14 protein-coding genes are annotated in these 14,246 nt (G+C 69.5%); 6 read left to right on the top strand and 8 right to left on the bottom strand.

Annotated elements, in window-relative coordinates; translation table 11 throughout:
* Positions 1–43: 43 nt before the first annotated feature.
* The 3 genes from AC1Q5A_RS01860 to AC1Q5A_RS01850 are packed head-to-tail and all read right to left on the bottom strand — an operon-like array spanning position 44 to position 3,103.
* The gene (locus tag AC1Q5A_RS01860; protein WP_492697694.1) at positions 44–760 is read right to left on the bottom strand and encodes a TVP38/TMEM64 family protein; all 717 of its coding nucleotides are present in this window, start codon (positions 758–760) and stop codon (positions 44–46) included.
* Positions 757–1,317 carry a nucleoside deaminase gene (locus AC1Q5A_RS01855; protein ID WP_492697692.1) on the bottom strand — a complete coding sequence of 187 codons (561 nt, stop codon included), beginning with the start codon at positions 1,315–1,317 and terminating at the stop codon, positions 757–759. Before AC1Q5A_RS01855 ends, AC1Q5A_RS01860 begins: the two co-directional genes overlap by 4 nt.
* Positions 1,318–1,330: 13 nt before the next feature.
* Positions 1,331–3,103: a glutamine--tRNA ligase/YqeY domain fusion protein gene (locus AC1Q5A_RS01850; RefSeq protein WP_492698099.1), complete on the bottom strand. Its 1,773-nt coding sequence runs from the start codon at positions 3,101–3,103 to the stop codon at positions 1,331–1,333.
* Between the two features lie 108 nt (positions 3,104–3,211).
* On the opposite strand from AC1Q5A_RS01850, the gene AC1Q5A_RS01845 reads away from it, so the two are divergent.
* Both AC1Q5A_RS01845 and AC1Q5A_RS01840 read left to right on the top strand, forming a co-directional pair.
* Positions 3,212–3,490 carry a putative signal transducing protein gene (locus AC1Q5A_RS01845; protein WP_492698097.1) on the top strand — a complete coding sequence of 93 codons (279 nt, stop codon included), beginning with the start codon at positions 3,212–3,214 and terminating at the stop codon, positions 3,488–3,490.
* 32 nt (positions 3,491–3,522) lie between these two features.
* Positions 3,523–4,041 (top strand): adenine phosphoribosyltransferase, encoded by a 519-nt coding sequence (locus AC1Q5A_RS01840; protein WP_492697690.1) that lies wholly within the window; start codon positions 3,523–3,525, stop codon positions 4,039–4,041.
* A gap of 22 nt (positions 4,042–4,063) precedes the next feature.
* Here AC1Q5A_RS01840 and AC1Q5A_RS01835 read toward each other — a convergent pair whose 3' ends face one another.
* From AC1Q5A_RS01835 to AC1Q5A_RS01815, 5 genes are all read right to left on the bottom strand, one after another.
* Complete coding sequence (locus AC1Q5A_RS01835) at positions 4,064–4,621, bottom strand: hypothetical protein (protein ID WP_492697685.1); 558 nt, start codon at positions 4,619–4,621, stop codon at positions 4,064–4,066.
* Positions 4,622–4,664: 43 nt separating this feature from the next.
* Positions 4,665–5,246: a DUF3501 family protein gene (locus tag AC1Q5A_RS01830; RefSeq protein WP_492697680.1), complete on the bottom strand. Its 582-nt coding sequence runs from the start codon at positions 5,244–5,246 to the stop codon at positions 4,665–4,667.
* 132 nt (positions 5,247–5,378) lie between these two features.
* Positions 5,379–6,722, bottom strand: coding sequence for a (Fe-S)-binding protein (locus AC1Q5A_RS01825; protein ID WP_492697676.1), 1,344 nt, complete (start codon positions 6,720–6,722; stop codon positions 5,379–5,381).
* A 138-nt stretch (positions 6,723–6,860) separates the two neighbouring features.
* Entirely contained in the window at positions 6,861–7,280 is a 420-nt protein-coding gene (locus tag AC1Q5A_RS01820; RefSeq protein ID WP_492697673.1) for a rubrerythrin family protein, read from the bottom strand.
* A gap of 128 nt (positions 7,281–7,408) precedes the next feature.
* A complete protein-coding gene (locus AC1Q5A_RS01815) occupies positions 7,409–8,374 on the bottom strand; it encodes a LysR substrate-binding domain-containing protein (protein ID WP_492697671.1) in 966 nt (321 codons plus the stop codon).
* Positions 8,375–8,688: 314 nt separating this feature from the next.
* Between AC1Q5A_RS01815 and AC1Q5A_RS01810 the strand changes: the two genes are divergently transcribed.
* The 4 genes from AC1Q5A_RS01810 to prmC all read left to right on the top strand — a co-directional run bounded on the left by AC1Q5A_RS01810 (position 8,689) and on the right by prmC (position 14,235).
* Positions 8,689–11,391 carry a M1 family metallopeptidase gene (locus AC1Q5A_RS01810; protein WP_492697669.1) on the top strand — a complete coding sequence of 901 codons (2,703 nt, stop codon included), beginning with the start codon at positions 8,689–8,691 and terminating at the stop codon, positions 11,389–11,391.
* A 181-nt stretch (positions 11,392–11,572) separates the two neighbouring features.
* The gene (locus AC1Q5A_RS01805; protein ID WP_492697666.1) at positions 11,573–12,700 is read left to right on the top strand and encodes a hypothetical protein; all 1,128 of its coding nucleotides are present in this window, start codon (positions 11,573–11,575) and stop codon (positions 12,698–12,700) included.
* A 259-nt stretch (positions 12,701–12,959) separates the two neighbouring features.
* Complete coding sequence (locus AC1Q5A_RS01800; RefSeq protein ID WP_492697662.1) at positions 12,960–13,415, top strand: hypothetical protein; 456 nt, start codon at positions 12,960–12,962, stop codon at positions 13,413–13,415.
* A complete protein-coding gene (prmC, locus tag AC1Q5A_RS01795; RefSeq protein WP_492697660.1) occupies positions 13,408–14,235 on the top strand; it encodes a peptide chain release factor N(5)-glutamine methyltransferase in 828 nt (275 codons plus the stop codon). The genes AC1Q5A_RS01800 and prmC overlap by 8 nt, the downstream gene beginning before the upstream one ends.
* Positions 14,236–14,246: the final 11 nt, after the last annotated feature.

The raw sequence follows: 14,246 nt of genomic DNA, 5'->3' as shown, positions 1-14,246 counted from the left end.
GGGTGCGCATGGCATATCGGTCGCGCGGAGGTAGCCTCGGCATTCAGTCGATGCGCCGGGTTCCCTGTCGGTGGCGCCGGGTGAGGCGCTCGATCAATAGCGGCAGCAGCGCAAGCAGGGCGATCGCGCCCAGCGGCAGCAATATCTCGCGGCGCAGGAACAGGTCCGGGCCGAAGCTGCTGGCGTGGCTGATGGCGTCGCCGAGGCCGGCGCCGATCGAGGTTTCGAAGATCAGCGCGACGGTGCCGCCTAGCCAGCTGGCGCCGAGGAACAGCCACAGCGGGCAGCGCAGCCAGGCCAGGCAGACCGTGACCAGGCCGAACGGCGCCACCGGCACGAAGCGCAGGAACAGGGTGTAGCTCACCGGGTGGCGTTCGAAGCCGTGGTGCAGTTTTGCCACGATGGCCGGCGGGCGGCGGCTGCCGGCGCCGAAGGCGTAACGGCTGGCCAGGTACAGCACCAGCGAGCCCAGGGTCAGGCCGATCGAGGAACACACGGTGGCGTCGGTCACGCCGAAGGCGAAGCCGCCGGCCAGGATCACCACGATGGTACCGGGGATCCCGGTGGCCACGGTCAGCGTCAGCAGGCCGATGAAGGCCAGCCGGGTCAGCCAGGGATGGCTGGCGATCTGCGCGTGCAACTCGGCCTGGTGCGTCACCAGCTGGTGCGGGGTGAGCTGGTTCAGTGAACCGGAGGCGAACAGCACGATGCCGGCCAGCACCAGCAGGATCAGCGGCAGCGCGGCGCGCCAGCGGCTCAATACGGTATGCCGGTGGCGCCGTAAGTGGCCAGCACGCTGCGCGCCTGCTCGCGCAGGATGTCGCGGCGGACCTCAATGTTGCGGCGCTGCAGCTCGCCGACCCAGTCGGCCGGCAGCGGGCCTTCGTCGAACTCGGTGAGTTCCTCGACGTCTTCCGTCCGCGCGCCGATCAGCAGCTCGTCGATGCCGGCCCACACGGTGGCGCCGTAGCACTGGCAGCATGGCTGCGCGCTGGTGGCCAGCACGTAATGGCCGCCATCCTCGTTCAGCCGGTGCCGGCTCAGGCGCTGCTGCGCGATCATGACCGCCATCATCTCGGCGTGCGCGACCGAGCAGTTCTGCGGCAGTACGCGGTTGACGCCGACGGCGACCAGCCGGCCACTGTGATCGTTGAACACGGCGGCGCCGAACGGGCCGCCGCCACCACGCTCCACGTTGTGCCGCGACAGCTCGATCGCCAGGCCCACGCGCTCCTCGTCGCTGTGGTAGCGCCGGTTGGTGTCGGCGACGTCGCCGATCCACGGCGGCAGGGTGAGATGGATTTGCAGCGGCAGCATGCCTTCGCTCCGTTTACTGGCCGGCCGGCCTGGCCCAGACGTCGCGCAGAGTCACCGTGCGGTTGAACACCGGGGCGTCGGCGCGGTGGTCGATGCGGTCGGCGACGAAGTAGCCCAGCCGCTCGAACTGGAAGCGCTGCTCCGGCTCGACGCGGGCCGCGGCCGGTTCCAGCCACGCCCGCACCACGCGCTTGGCCTCGGGGTTGACGTGGTCGAGCCAGCTCTTGCCGTCCTCCTCACTGTCCGGCGCAGGCACGCTGAACAGGCGGTCGTACAGGCGCACTTCGGCGGATACCGCGTGCGTCGCACTGACCCAGTGGATGGTGCCCTTCACCTTGCGGTCGGCGCCGGGCAGGCCATGGCGGGTTTCCGGGTCGAGCGTACAGTGCAGCTCGACGACATTGCCGCCGGCGTCCTTGACGACCTGCCCGCACTTCACGATGCCGACGCCGCGCAGGCGCACCTCGCCGTCCGGCTTCAGCCGGTGGAAACCCTTCGGCGGCACCTCGGCGAAGTCGTCGCGTTCGATCCACACCTCGCGCGCGAACGGCACCTCGCGCGCACCGAAGCTCTCGTCCTTCGGGTGGTTCGGGAAGCTCAGCGTTTCCTCGTGGCCCTCGGGCAGGTTGGTGATCACCAGCTTCAGCGGGTCGAGCACGGCCATCCGGCGCGCCGCGGTGGCGTCCAGATCCTCGCGGATGCAGTTCTCCAGCACGGCGTAGTCGATCACGCTGTTCTGCTTGGAGACGCCCACGCGTTCGATCAGCAGGCGCAGGCCGGCCGGGGTGAAGCCGCGCCGGCGCAGGCCGCGCAGGGTATTCATGCGCGGGTCGTCCCAGCTGTCCACGTGGCCTTCGCCGACCAGTTGCGCCAGCTTGCGCTTGCTGGTGATGCAGTAGCTCAGGTTGAGGCGCGAGAACTCGATCTGGCGTGGCTTGGCCGGTTTCGCTTCCAGGCCCGCGGCGACCACCGACTGCCACAGCTCCGGATGGTTCGGCAGGTCCACCTTGTCCACGCACCAGTCGTACAGCGGGCGATGGTCCTCGAACTCCAGCGTGCACAGCGAATGGGTGATGCCTTCCATCGCGTCGGACAGCGCGTGCGCGAAGTCGTACATCGGGTAGATCGGCCAGGCGTCGCCGGTATTCTGGTGGGCGACCTTGCGGATGCGGTACAGCGCCGGGTCGCGCAGGTTGATGTTGCCGGAGGCCATGTCGAGCTTCGCGCGCAGCGTCTTGCTGCCGTCGGCGAACTCGCCGGCGCGCATGCGGCGGAACAGGTCGAGGTTTTCCTCCACGCTGCGCTCGCGGTACGGCGAGTGGCGGCCCGGCTCGGTCAGCGTGCCGCGATAGGCGCGCATCTCCTCGGCGCTGAGGTCGTCGACGTAGGCCAGGCCGTCCCCGACCAGCTTGAGCGCGGCGCGGTAGAACACGTCGAAGTAGTCCGAGGCGTGGCGCAGCTCGTGCCAGTCGTAGCCCAGCCAGCGCACGTCGTCCTTGATGCCCTGCACGAACTCGGGGTCTTCCTTGCCCGGGTTGGTGTCGTCCAGGCGCAGGTTGCACCAGCCGTTGAATTCGCGGGCGATGCCAAAGCTCAGGCAGATCGCCTTGGCGTGGCCGATGTGCAGGTAGCCGTTCGGCTCCGGCGGGAAGCGGGTGTGGATCGCGTGGTGCCTGCCCGCGGCGAGGTCGTCACGCACGATCTGCCGGATGAAGTCCTGCGGAGGCGCCGCCTGGGGCACGGCAGCCGTCGGGGCGGCAGATGCGGCGGGGTGGTCGGTCGGCATCGGCTCGGACTCGCAGATCAAGTGGTGGAAATGCACAAGTTTACCTTGTCGCCGCCACTGCCGCCGGAAGCCTTGCCCCGCGTGCCGCGGCGGGTTAGCGTGCGGGACATGCACGCCGTCTACCGCGCCGGAAACCTGTTCGATGCCCATCTGGTCAAGGATGCGCTGGAGGCGGGCGGCATCCCGGCGTTCATCGCCGGCGAATACCTCACCGGCGGCGTCGGCCAGTTGCCGGCGATGGATTACATCGCGGTGATGGTGCCCGAATCGAGCCTGGCCGAGGCCGGCGGCATCGTGCGCGAGGTCGAGGCCCGGCTGGTGGAGGCCCGGCAGGCGATCGATGAGGTCGGTGATCTGCCCGACGATCCGTGCCCCGCGCCCTGCTGAGTCGCGCGGCTGCGCCCGCGCAGGGGAACCCCATGCAAGACCTCGCTGTACTGATCCGCGCCGTCCCTGATTTCCCCCGCCCCGGCGTGATGTTCCGCGACGTCACCCCGCTGCTCGCGGATGCCGGCGCCTTCGCCCGCTGCATCGACGCGCTGGCCGAGCCGTGGCAGGGCAGCGGCGTGCAGGCGGTGTGCGGCATCGAGGCGCGCGGCTTCATCTTCGGCGCCGCGCTGGCGCAGAAGCTGCACACCGGTTTCGTGCCGCTGCGCAAGCCCGGCAAGCTGCCGCCGCCGGTGGTGACGGTGGACTACCAGCTGGAATACGGCAGCGACCGGTTGCAGGCGCAGGCCGGCGCGATCGGACCGGGCGAGCGTGTCCTGCTGGTCGACGACGTGCTGGCCACGGGCGGCACGCTGGCGGCGGCCGCGGCCCTGGTCGGCAAGCTGGGTGCCGAACTGCTCGGCGCCAGCGTGGTGATCGAGCTGCCGGCGCTGCAGGGACGCGCCCGCTGGCAGGGCGGCGCGCCGCTGTACAGCCTGCTGCGTTGCTGAGGCGCCAGGCTGCGCCCTGTCGTCACGGCGCGGAAATGTCGACACGCTCCACATAGACCAGCTCGCATGCGCCGGCGCCGGTGTCGTCGCGGGTCAGCGAAGTGTTCCAGTGCCAGCCGTCGGCACGGCTGGCGTCGACCAGGAACCCTTCGAGGTGCACCAGCTGGCCCTGGCGCACCTGTTCGAGTTCGCGTTTCACGTCATCGTCGGCGGGAATCATGTGCATGTTGGCGCTGGAGGTCTCGATCTCGCGGCGCGGGATCGGGAACGCCTTGACGTGCCAGTAATAGAAACGGTCGGACTGCGTGATCTCGATCTTCGCCAGCACCGCGCTGTCGGACATGCGGCCCCAGCCGAGCGCGAGATCCTCGGGAATCAGTCCGGCGCCGGCACCCCGGGAATAATCCTTGCGCGACAGCACGCGGGCGGTGATGTCGAAGTGCGCGCGGGTGGTGAGCGTGACGTTGCCGCGCTGCAGTTTCGCGCCGTCGTCGAGATCGACCTGCTCGGGGGGGCGGGTGCGAGCACGCCGGGCGGCGGATGCAGCGGCCGTTGACGCCACCACGAGACGCCGCCCCACGCCACCAGCAGCAGGGCGGCCGCGAGCAGGAGTTTGCGCGCGCTCAGGCGAAGTCCGCCGCCAGGCTGTGGCGCTGGCCGGGCGTCAGCGCCACCTCGACCGGCAGCGCCGGCAGCGTCGAGGCCAGCGTGACCACCACGCCGGCGCGCCAGTCCGCGATCATCGCCGCATCGAGTTCGAAGCGCAGGAAGTGCACGGCGGCGGTCTTCTCCTCATTGCTGCGCTCCATGTCCTCGTCGGCGACCGCGACGACTGCGGCGTGGCCGTGCACGGTCAGCGCGATCGCGTGCTCGATATGGCGCAGGCGCACCAGCTCGCGTTTCCGTTCCTCGACGTCGGCGTATTCGATCAGCAGGGTGGCCTTGAGGTTGCTGCCGTCGGGGACCAGCGGATTGTAGGCGTCCAGTTCGTCCTGGATGCCGGCGGCCTCGAAGATGCGCTCGATGCGCAGCATCTCCTGCACCTGGTACTGGAGGCTCAGCCGGTCCTCGAAGATCAGCGTGAGGTGCTCGCCGAGGTGCACCGTGCGCTGCTGCTTGTGCGCCATCACGCGGGCGCGAAATTCTGCGCGTTGCTGCGCATAGGCTTCGAGGGAGAGCAGATCGGCGCGGGTGAGTTTGTGCATGGCTTAAGGTCAAGTGAAGTCCTGTAGGGCGGGCACTGCCCGCCAGCTTTTCGATCCGCCGACGATGGGAGGGCGGGTAAGGGCGGCGGGCGGTGCCCGCCCTACGCGGGTGATTCATTCCCCATGCGCCATTCAAATTCCGTAGGCCTTGCGCAACAGGCTCAGTGGGTGCTCCGCCGCCGGCTTGTCGCCCAGGCCGTGGGCGATGTGGCCGCCGGCCATCGGGCAGTCGCTGGTGAAGTGTTCGGGGTCGGCCTGCTGCACGCGGCTTTCCACCGGCTTCGCCAGCTTGCGCGAGAGCGCATAGGTCTTGTGCTTCACGCCGTAGGTGCCGTCGTGGCCGGAGCAGCGCTCGATGGTGGTGATCTCGGTGTCCGGCACCAGTTGCAGGATCTCGCGCGTCTTCGGGCCGATCTTCTGTACGCGCTGGTGGCAGGGCACCTGCCAGGCCACCTTGCCCAGCGAAGTCTTGAAGTCGGTCTGCAGCAGGCCGGCCCTGTGCCGTTCGGCGAGGTATTCGAACGGGTCGAAGAAGCGCTCGCGGACCAGCGCCACCTCGGGATCATCCGGGAACATCAGCGGCAGTTCCTGCTTGAACATCAGCACGCAGGACGGGATCGCCGCGGTGAAGTCCCAGCCTTCGCGCGCCATCCCCGCCAGTACCGGGATGTTGCGCTCCTTGTACTTCGTCACCGTCTTGAGGTCGCCCAGTTCCAGCTTGGGCATGCCGCAACAGCTTTCCTGCTCGACCAGCCGGGTCGGGATCGCGTTGTGCGCCAGCACGGCGGCGAGATCCTCGACCACGCCGGGCGCGGAGTGGTCGCAGTAGCAGGTGGCGAACAGCGCGAGCCTGCCGTGGGTGCGGCCCGCGGGCACCGCTTCGCCGCGGCCGTCGAGATCGCGCAGGCGCCTGCGCGCGGTCGGCGCGAAGTACTCGGGCACGCGCGCCTTCGCGTCGACGCCCATGGTCTTTTCCAGCAGCTGGCGCGCGGCCGGGTTGCGGTTGGCGGCGTTGACCACCTCCACCACCACCGGGATCGAGGCGAGCTTGCCCACGGTGCGCGTGCTGGACAGGATCTTCGAAGACAGCGGCGCGCCGTCACGCTCGAACGCCACCGCCTTGGCGCGCAGCATCAGGTGCGGGAAATCCACGTTCCACGGATGCGGCGGCGTGTACGGGCACTTGGTCTGGTAGCACAGGTCGCACAGGTAGCACTGCTCGGTGACTTTCGGGTAGTCGGCCTTGTCGACGCCGTCGACCTCCATCGTCGCGGAGGCGTCGACCAGGTCGAACAGGGTGGGGAAGGCGTGGCACAAGCTGACGCAGCGGCGGCAGCCGTGGCAGATGTTGAACACGCGCTCCATTTCCGCTTCCAGCGCCGCAGCGTCCCAGAAAGCGGGCTCGTGCTGGCCCAGCGGATGGCGCGTGGGCGCCTCGAGGTTGCCTTCGCGCGTTTCGTGGATGGGGTCGGCCATGGTGGTGTCCTGATCCGGGCGGCTCAATCGACCACCGTCATCCCCGCGCAAGCGGGAATCCAGTGTCTTTCACGTTACCGGGCGCTACCGGAGTCGCTGGATTCCCGCTTGCGCGGGAATGACGGATTCAGCGGCTTCTCAGGCCATGTCGCCCAGCGCCTTGGTGAAGCGGTTCGCATGCGAGCGCTCGGCCTTGGCCAGCGTCTCGAACCAGTCGGCGATCTCGCCGAAGCCTTCCTCGCGCGCGGCCTTGGCCATGCCCGGGTACATGTCGGTGTATTCGTGGGTTTCGCCGGCGATGGCGCTCTTCAGGTTCAGCTGGGTACCGCCGAACGGCAGGCCGGTGGCCGGGTCGCCGACCGCCTCGAGGTATTCCAGGTGGCCGTGGGCGTGGCCGGTCTCGCCTTCGGCGGTGGAGCGGAACACCGCGGAAACATCGTTGTAGCCCTCGACGTCGGCCTTGCCGGCGAAGTACAGGTAGCGGCGGTTGGCCATCGATTCGCCGGCGAAGGCGTCTTTCAGGTTCTGCTCGGTCTTGGAGCCTTTCAGGTTGCTCATGACATCACCTCGTGGCGTTGGGCTGGGAGGGGTTGCGCGTGCGGCCTTCATGGTCGTGACCGGCCGAGCCTAGCGCGCGGCGGGCCTGCGATGAAATTGATTGTCTGGATCGGGCGGATAGCCCGCGGCTATCGGCGCGCCGCCTTGCGCGCCGGCGGATCGGGCGGCAGGGCGGGCGTGGCGGCCGTGTGCGGGTTCAGCAGGTCGGCCGGCAACTGCCGGAACACCGCCGCCAGCCGCTTCAGGAAGCCGGCCATCGCCGAGCTCTTGCGCCAGACCATGGCGATGCGCCGGCTCGGCGGCTGGCCCCTGAACTCGATCAGGTGGAGGTTCGCCACCGGCGCCACCGGCGGCTTCACCGCGGTGACCGGCAGCAGGGTGATGCCGACGTTCGCCGCCACCATCTGCCGCAGTGTCTCCAGGCTGGTGGCGCGGAAGCCGCTGCGCTCGACGGCGCCGGCGAGATGGCACACCTCCAGCGCCTGGTCGCGCAGGCAGTGGCCGTCCTCCAGCAACAGCAGGTTCTGGTTGGACAGGTCGGCCAGTTTCAGCTGACCCTGCTTGTGCGCCAGCGGGTGTTCGCCGGACACCGCCAGCAGGAACGGTTCCTCGAACAGGAATTCGCTATGCAGGCTGTCCTCGTGCAGCGGCAGGGCGAGGATGCCGGCGTCCAGCTTGCCTTCGCGCAGCAGGCGCAGCACCGCCTCGGTCTTCTCCTCGACCAGCAGCAATTCCAGCTGGGGGAACGCCTGGCGCACCAGCGGCAAGGCATGCGGCAGCAGGTACGGACCCAAGGTGGGGAAGATGCCCAGCCGCACCGTGCCCGATTCCGGGTCCAGCGTGCGCCGGGCCACGCTGCGGATCTGCTCGACCCCGTTGAGCACGTCGCGCGCGCGGATCGCGATGTCGCGGCCGACCTCGGTCAGCAGCACCTTGCGCGGCGTGCGTTCGACCAGCGGCACGCCCAGTTCCTCCTCCAGCTTCTTGATCTGGGTGGAAAGGGTGGGCTGGCTGACGAAGCAGGCGTCCGCGGCGCGGCCGAAATGCCGGTGTTCGGCCAGGGCCACCAGGTACTGCAGATCGCGCAGGTTCATGGATCGTCCCGGTTGGGCAATAGCCATACGCTATGACAGGGATGGTAACAATCAATTGGAGCAATGCAAGCGGGCCACCTATCCTGCGCCCACGTTGTGCTCGCAATACCCCGCGCGTCGGAGTTTCCCCTCGCTCTCCCCCGCAGGCGCGCGGGCTTCCCGGCCGGCGATGAAGTCAGCTTCATCGCCGGTTTTTTTTGGATTTTTCGCAGGCGGCTCCGGCTACGCCGGCCGCACGGCGGCATGCCTTCTGGCACTGGGGCGGAGGCCATGCCGGCTCTAGCTTGGGATTTTCCCCCGCCAGAGAGCCCCTCATGCGCCGACTCGCCCGTCCCTTCCTGCTTACCGCGCTGGCCACTTGCTGCGGCGCTGCGCTCGCCGCCAGCGCCGACCAGGCGCCGCAGGGCCGGCTGCCGGGCTGGGCCGTGCCGCAGTCGTACCAGCTGGCGTTCAAGGTCGATCCGGCGCAGCAGGATTTCTCCGGCACCACCACGATCAGGGTGAAGCTAACCCAGGCCTCCGACCACCTGTGGCTGGACGGCGCGTCGCTTACGGTGTCGAAGGTGACCGTCACCGACGCCGCCGGCAAGGCGCACGCCGGCAAGTACGTCGCTGTGGACCCAAAGGCCGGCGTGGCGCGGGTGGATTTCGGCAGCGGCCTCAAGCCGCAGCAGCTGACCCTGAAGTTCGAGTACACCGCGCCGCTCAACCAGCAGTTGCAGGGCCTGTACAAGGTCACCGCGAAGGGCCAGCCCTACGCGATGACGCAGATGGAGCCGATCAGCGCGCGCTTCGCCTTCCCCGGCTTCGACGAGCCGGGCTTCAAGACCCCGTTCGACATCGCCATCACCGTGCCCGAGCACGAGAACGTGGTGGCGAACACCAGGCAGGTGAAGGAGCAGCCGGTCGGCAAGGGCTGGAAGACGGTGACCTTCGCCCAGACGCTGCCGCTGCCGACCTACCTGGTCGCATTCGCGGTCGGTCCGTGGGACATCGTCGACGGCCCGGACATCTCACCCGACGGCTGGCGCGCCGAACCGCTCAAGCTGCGCGGCATCGCGGCCAAGGGCGAGGGCCACCGCATGCAGCACGTGCTGAGCGAGACACCCAGCATCATCCACGCGCTGGAGAACTACTACGGCTTCGGCTATCCGTTCGGCAAGCTCGACCTGCTGGCGGCGCCGGACTTCGAGGCGGGCGCGATGGAGAACCCGGGCCTGGTGACGTTCCGCGACTGGCTGCTGCTGCTCGACAAGGATTCACCCGCGCGCAACGTGCGCGGTTCGTTCAACGTCAACGCGCACGAGCTGGCGCACCAGTGGACCGGCGACACGGTCACCACCGAGTGGTGGAACGACATCTGGCTCAACGAGGCCTTCGCCACCTGGATGCAGCAGAAGGTCACCATGCAGGTGCACCCGGAATACCGCGCCGACCTCGACCGCGTGCGCGGCGCGCAGGGCGCGATGAGCAACGACAGCCTGACCAGCGCGCGCAGCATCCGCCAGCCGATCACCGGCAACGGCGACATCATGACCGCGTTCGACGGCATCACCTACCAGAAGGGCGCCAGCGTCATCGGCATGTTCGAGAACTACGTGGGCGAGAAGACCTACCAGAAGGGCATGCGCGCGTACATCCAGAAACAGAAGTTCGGCAACGCCACCGCCGACGACCTGGTCTCGGCGATCGCCACCGCGGCCGGCAAGGGCGACGCGTTCAAGCATGCGTTCAAGAGCTTCCTCGACCAGTCCGGCGTGCCTTACGTGGCCACCAGACTGGAACAGAAGGACGGCAGGACCGTGCTGCAGCTGAGCCAGAGCCGCTACCTGCCGCTCGGCAGCAGCGGCGACCCGCAGCGCATCTGGGGCGTGCCGGTCTGCGTGCGCTACGGCGTGGCCGCCAGCGGCAAGGATGGAGCGCCGTCCAGCAAGGTCGCCTGCGAGATGCTCGACAAGGCCAGCGGTTCGATGGTGCTGCCCGGCGCCAGCAACCCGACCTGGGTGATGCCGAACGCGAACGCCAGCGGCTACTACCGCTTCAGCCTCGACAGGGCCGGGCTCGACAGCCTGATCAAGCAGGTCGGCAAGCTCGGCGACGCCGAGCAGCTGGCCTACGCCGATGCGATCAACGCCAGCTTCCGCCGCGGCGACCTCGACGCGGGCCAGGTACTGGCCGCGCTGCAGCCGCTGGCCGGTTCGAAGATCCGCGAAGTGGCGCTCGCGCCGCTGGGCATGGTCGGCGGGCTGTACCAGCGCATTGCCGTCACCGATGCCCAGCGCGCGCATCTGGCCGCGTGGGCGAAGGACGCCTACCTGCCGCGGCTGGAGCAATTGGGCTACCAGCGCAAGGCGGGCGAATCCGAGGATGCCGCCTTGATGCGCAGCAGCGTGGCCAGCTCGCTGGCGTTCGACTTCAAGCTGCCGGAAGTGCGCGCGGCGTTGCTCAAGCAGGGTGAGGCGGCACTCAGGCCGAAGGCGGATGGCCGTCTGGACCTGGCCGCCGCCGATCCCGACCTGCTCGGCGACGCGCTGGGCGTGGCGGTGCAGGAGCACGGCAAGAGCGCGGTCGACGCGCTGATCGCCGAACTGCCGAAGACCAGCGACCCGGCCCTGCGCAACGGCATCCTCGGCGGCCTGGCCAGCGTGGAGGATCCGGCGCTGGCCGAGCAGGTGCGCGACTTCGCGCTGACCAGGCCGGTAAAGGTCGGCGAGATGGCCATGCTGCTGCGCGGCGGCCGCGACACGCTGGCCCGGCGCGACGCGGTGTGGTCGTGGTTCACCGCGCACTACGCGCAGATCCTGGAGCGCACCGGCAGCTTCTCCGGCGGCCGCCTGCCGTCGCTGGCCGCGGGCGGCGGCTGCTCCAGCGCCGAGTACGACCGCCTGCAGGCATTCTTCAGGACCCGCGAGAAGGATGCCGCCGGCATCGGCCGCGGCCTGGCGCAAACCGGCGAATCGATCCAGCTGTGCAGCGCGCTGAAGGCGAAGCAGGACCCGGCGGCGATCCTGCGCTGAGCGCACCCGGAAGTCCAGCAGGAAGCCCCGCCACGGCGGGGCTTCCTGCTGCGCGGACGAAACGCCAGGATGGTGGTGCCGGCGCGGGATTTCCGCGCCCTGTGTCCGCATTTCGGTCACGTGGCTGGCGTAGCATGGGCCGGCACGGCGCGTCGCGCCACGGGCGCATGCTGGAGGATGGATGATCGAGCTGGAAATCCAGGCTCTCTCGGAACACCGGGGAGGTCTGCTGGTCGAGGTCGGGCGATTCGTCCTGGCCAGCGGATTCACCCTGTTGCGGCAACGTCTGGTGGAGGACGACCACGGTACCCTGCTCACGATGGTGGTGCAGGGGTCGTCGCGCAAAAGGCGCGCGCTCGAGGCCGAGCTGGAGGCCTATCAGCGCTTTGTCAGCGTGAAGGTCTTTCCGTTCGTGGAAGGCGAGTTGCGGCCGCACTTCGCCGCCTCGCACCCGATCTCCAGCCATGCGCCGCCAACGCGGGTATCCGCGCCGGTACCTGCGCGTACTTCGCCCGCGGCGGCGCCGGCTGCAGCAGCCGGTGTGGTACCCGCTGCGACGAAGCCGGTTGCCGTCGATGCCGTGCGACCGGTTCCCGCAAAGGGAGAGCCGGAATTGCCTGGCGACCGGGTCATCAGCCGGCGCCCGCCGGCGCCCGGGCCCACGTCGGCACCGGCATCGATACCCGCATCGGCACCGGCCTCTGCGTCGCCAACCATGCGGGTGGCGCGGGCGACCGTCGACGTCGCGCCGGTCGTGCCGCCGGCGATGGAGCTGGAGCTGTTCGACGCGCTTCTGGTCCGGCGGCCGTCGGCGTCCGCGTCGGCGAAACCCGCGCCCGAGCCGTTCGTCGAACTGGCCATGCTGGAGGCGGAGATGCCCGCTGTCGAGCAGGCATTGGCCGACCTCGCGCACGAATACCCGCGAATCGTGCCACGCCTGCTGGCGCTGGAGCGCGCCGTCGCCGCCGGCGCGCGCGAATCCTCGCTGCGACTGGCCGGGCAGCGCGCCGGCGCGTGGCTGTTCGAGCGCGAATATGCGCAGGATACCGGGCTGAGTCTGCAAACGGCGCTCGATGCCCTCGGCGTGCCGGCGCTGCGTGCATTCGTCGAGGTCGAGCGGCGCGGCGGCCAACTGCATCTGCGGCATAGCCCGTTGTGCGCGCAGCACGGCCGCTCCGGCTGCAGCTTTTTCAGCGGCTTCCTGGAGGGCCTGCTGGGGCCGGCCATCGCGCCGGATGGATTGTGGATCTTTCCCGTCTGTTGCCGCAGTTACGGGGCGGACGAATGCGTGTTCACGCTTTCCGGGTGAGTGCGGCTGCTACTGCTTCCTGAGGTGCAACTTCCGCTCGCAGCCTGGCCCGGGAGCGGCCGCATCCGGCCGGCTGCCGGAGCCCCTGCGCATGAGGCTTTCACCATGGCCATCGCGCGCAACTCCCTTGTTCCGCCTGCTGCGTTGAACCGGTGACCGCGACCCGCCTGCCGCTGGACCGTTGCCGGGAACCGGCCCGGCTATGCATCCGCGAGGTTCCACTTACACTGTGCCGGCCGTACGCACGGGGGAGAAACGCATGCTTGCTCGAACGCTCGGACTGCTGGATCTGTGGTTGCTGCTGGCGGCGCCATTGCCGGCGCAGGAGGTGCCGCCGCCGCTGCGCGTCGATGGCGCGGCGGTGACGCGCATCGAGCGCAATGGCGAACAGCTCACCCTGGGCGAGGCCGCCGCCGCGCAGGGCGCCGCCGATGCACTGGCGTTGCGCTTCCGCCACTGGCTGCTGCTCAGCGTGCGCGCGCGTGGCACGCCATCGGAGCAACTGGGCAGCACGAAGTTCAACCTCACGCAGCTCGGGCTGGCGCTGCTTACCCTGCTGGCGTGGGTGCTGTGGCTGGCGAACGCGCTGATCGGCTGGCTGCGCTGGGCGTTCGACGCGTGGACGCGCGGCGGCTACTGGCGCAAGCGCGCGCCGCAGCCGGGTGCGCCGCCGCCGCAGCTGCCGCCCTCGGCGACCGAGCCGCCGCATGCCTGATCTCCGCAGCATGCTGGCGGTCGCGGCCGCACGGCTCGGCGAGCGCGCCGACGCCGAACTGTTGCTGCTGCACGTGCTGCGGCAGCCGCGCAGCTGGCTGTTCACGCACGCCGACGACGAAATGGGTATGGACGTCCAGACGGCTTTTTCGGCGCTTGTCGAACGCCGCGCCGCGGGCGAACCGGTGGCCTACCTCACCGGCCGGCGCGGCTTCTGGTCGCTGGACCTGGAAGTGAGCCCGGCCACCCTGATCCCGCGCGCGGAAACCGAGCTGCTGGTGGAACTGGCGCTGCAACGCCTGCCGTCCGATGCCGCCTGCCGCATGGCCGACCTCGGCACCGGCAGCGGCGCGATCGCGCTGGCGCTCGCATGCGAACGTCCGCGTGCGCGGGTGGTCGCTACCGACGCCAGCGCGGATGCACTCGCCGTGGCCCAGCGCAACGCGCAACGCCATGCCATCGGCAACGTCAGCTTCGTGCATGGCGACTGGCTGGCCCCGCTCGCCGGCCAGCGCTTCGACCTGATCGTTTCCAACCCGCCGTACATCGAGGCCGCCGACCCACACCTGGCGCAGGGCGACCTGCGCTTCGAACCCGCCAGCGCGCTGGCCTCCGGCCCCGATGGCCTCGACGACATCCGCCGCATCGTGCGCGACGCCCGCAGCCACCTGCACCATGGCGGCTGGCTGTTGTTCGAACACGGCTGGAACCAGGGCGAAGCGGCGAGGGCGCTGCTCGCCGAGGCCGGCTACGACGACGTTTTCAGCGCGCAGGACCTGGAACGACGCGATCGCGTTTCCGGCGGGCGCAGCAGCGCGTAGGAACCTGGCGG

This window comes from Rhodanobacter sp. GW835-FHT13D09, from assembly GCF_058793995.1.
The sequence above is the reverse complement of the archived record's forward strand: the minus strand, read 5'-3'. Positions and strand labels throughout refer to the sequence as shown.

Coding starts and splice junctions, on each gene's coding strand:
- AC1Q5A_RS01855 (WP_492697692.1), bottom strand. CDS start 1,317: ATGCTGCCGCTGCAAATCCATCTCACCCTGCCGCCGTGGATCGGCGAC.
- AC1Q5A_RS01850 (WP_492698099.1), bottom strand. CDS start 3,103: ATGCCGACCGACCACCCCGCCGCATCTGCCGCCCCGACGGCTGCCGTG.
- AC1Q5A_RS01845 (WP_492698097.1), top strand. CDS start 3,212: ATGCACGCCGTCTACCGCGCCGGAAACCTGTTCGATGCCCATCTGGTC.
- AC1Q5A_RS01840 (WP_492697690.1), top strand. CDS start 3,523: ATGCAAGACCTCGCTGTACTGATCCGCGCCGTCCCTGATTTCCCCCGC.
- AC1Q5A_RS01830 (WP_492697680.1), bottom strand. CDS start 5,246: ATGCACAAACTCACCCGCGCCGATCTGCTCTCCCTCGAAGCCTATGCG.
- AC1Q5A_RS01825 (WP_492697676.1), bottom strand. CDS start 6,722: ATGGCCGACCCCATCCACGAAACGCGCGAAGGCAACCTCGAGGCGCCC.
- AC1Q5A_RS01820 (WP_492697673.1), bottom strand. CDS start 7,280: ATGAGCAACCTGAAAGGCTCCAAGACCGAGCAGAACCTGAAAGACGCC.
- AC1Q5A_RS01815 (WP_492697671.1), bottom strand. CDS start 8,374: ATGAACCTGCGCGATCTGCAGTACCTGGTGGCCCTGGCCGAACACCGG.
- AC1Q5A_RS01810 (WP_492697669.1), top strand. CDS start 8,689: ATGCGCCGACTCGCCCGTCCCTTCCTGCTTACCGCGCTGGCCACTTGC.
- AC1Q5A_RS01805 (WP_492697666.1), top strand. CDS start 11,573: ATGATCGAGCTGGAAATCCAGGCTCTCTCGGAACACCGGGGAGGTCTG.
- AC1Q5A_RS01800 (WP_492697662.1), top strand. CDS start 12,960: ATGCTTGCTCGAACGCTCGGACTGCTGGATCTGTGGTTGCTGCTGGCG.
- prmC (WP_492697660.1), top strand. CDS start 13,408: ATGCCTGATCTCCGCAGCATGCTGGCGGTCGCGGCCGCACGGCTCGGC.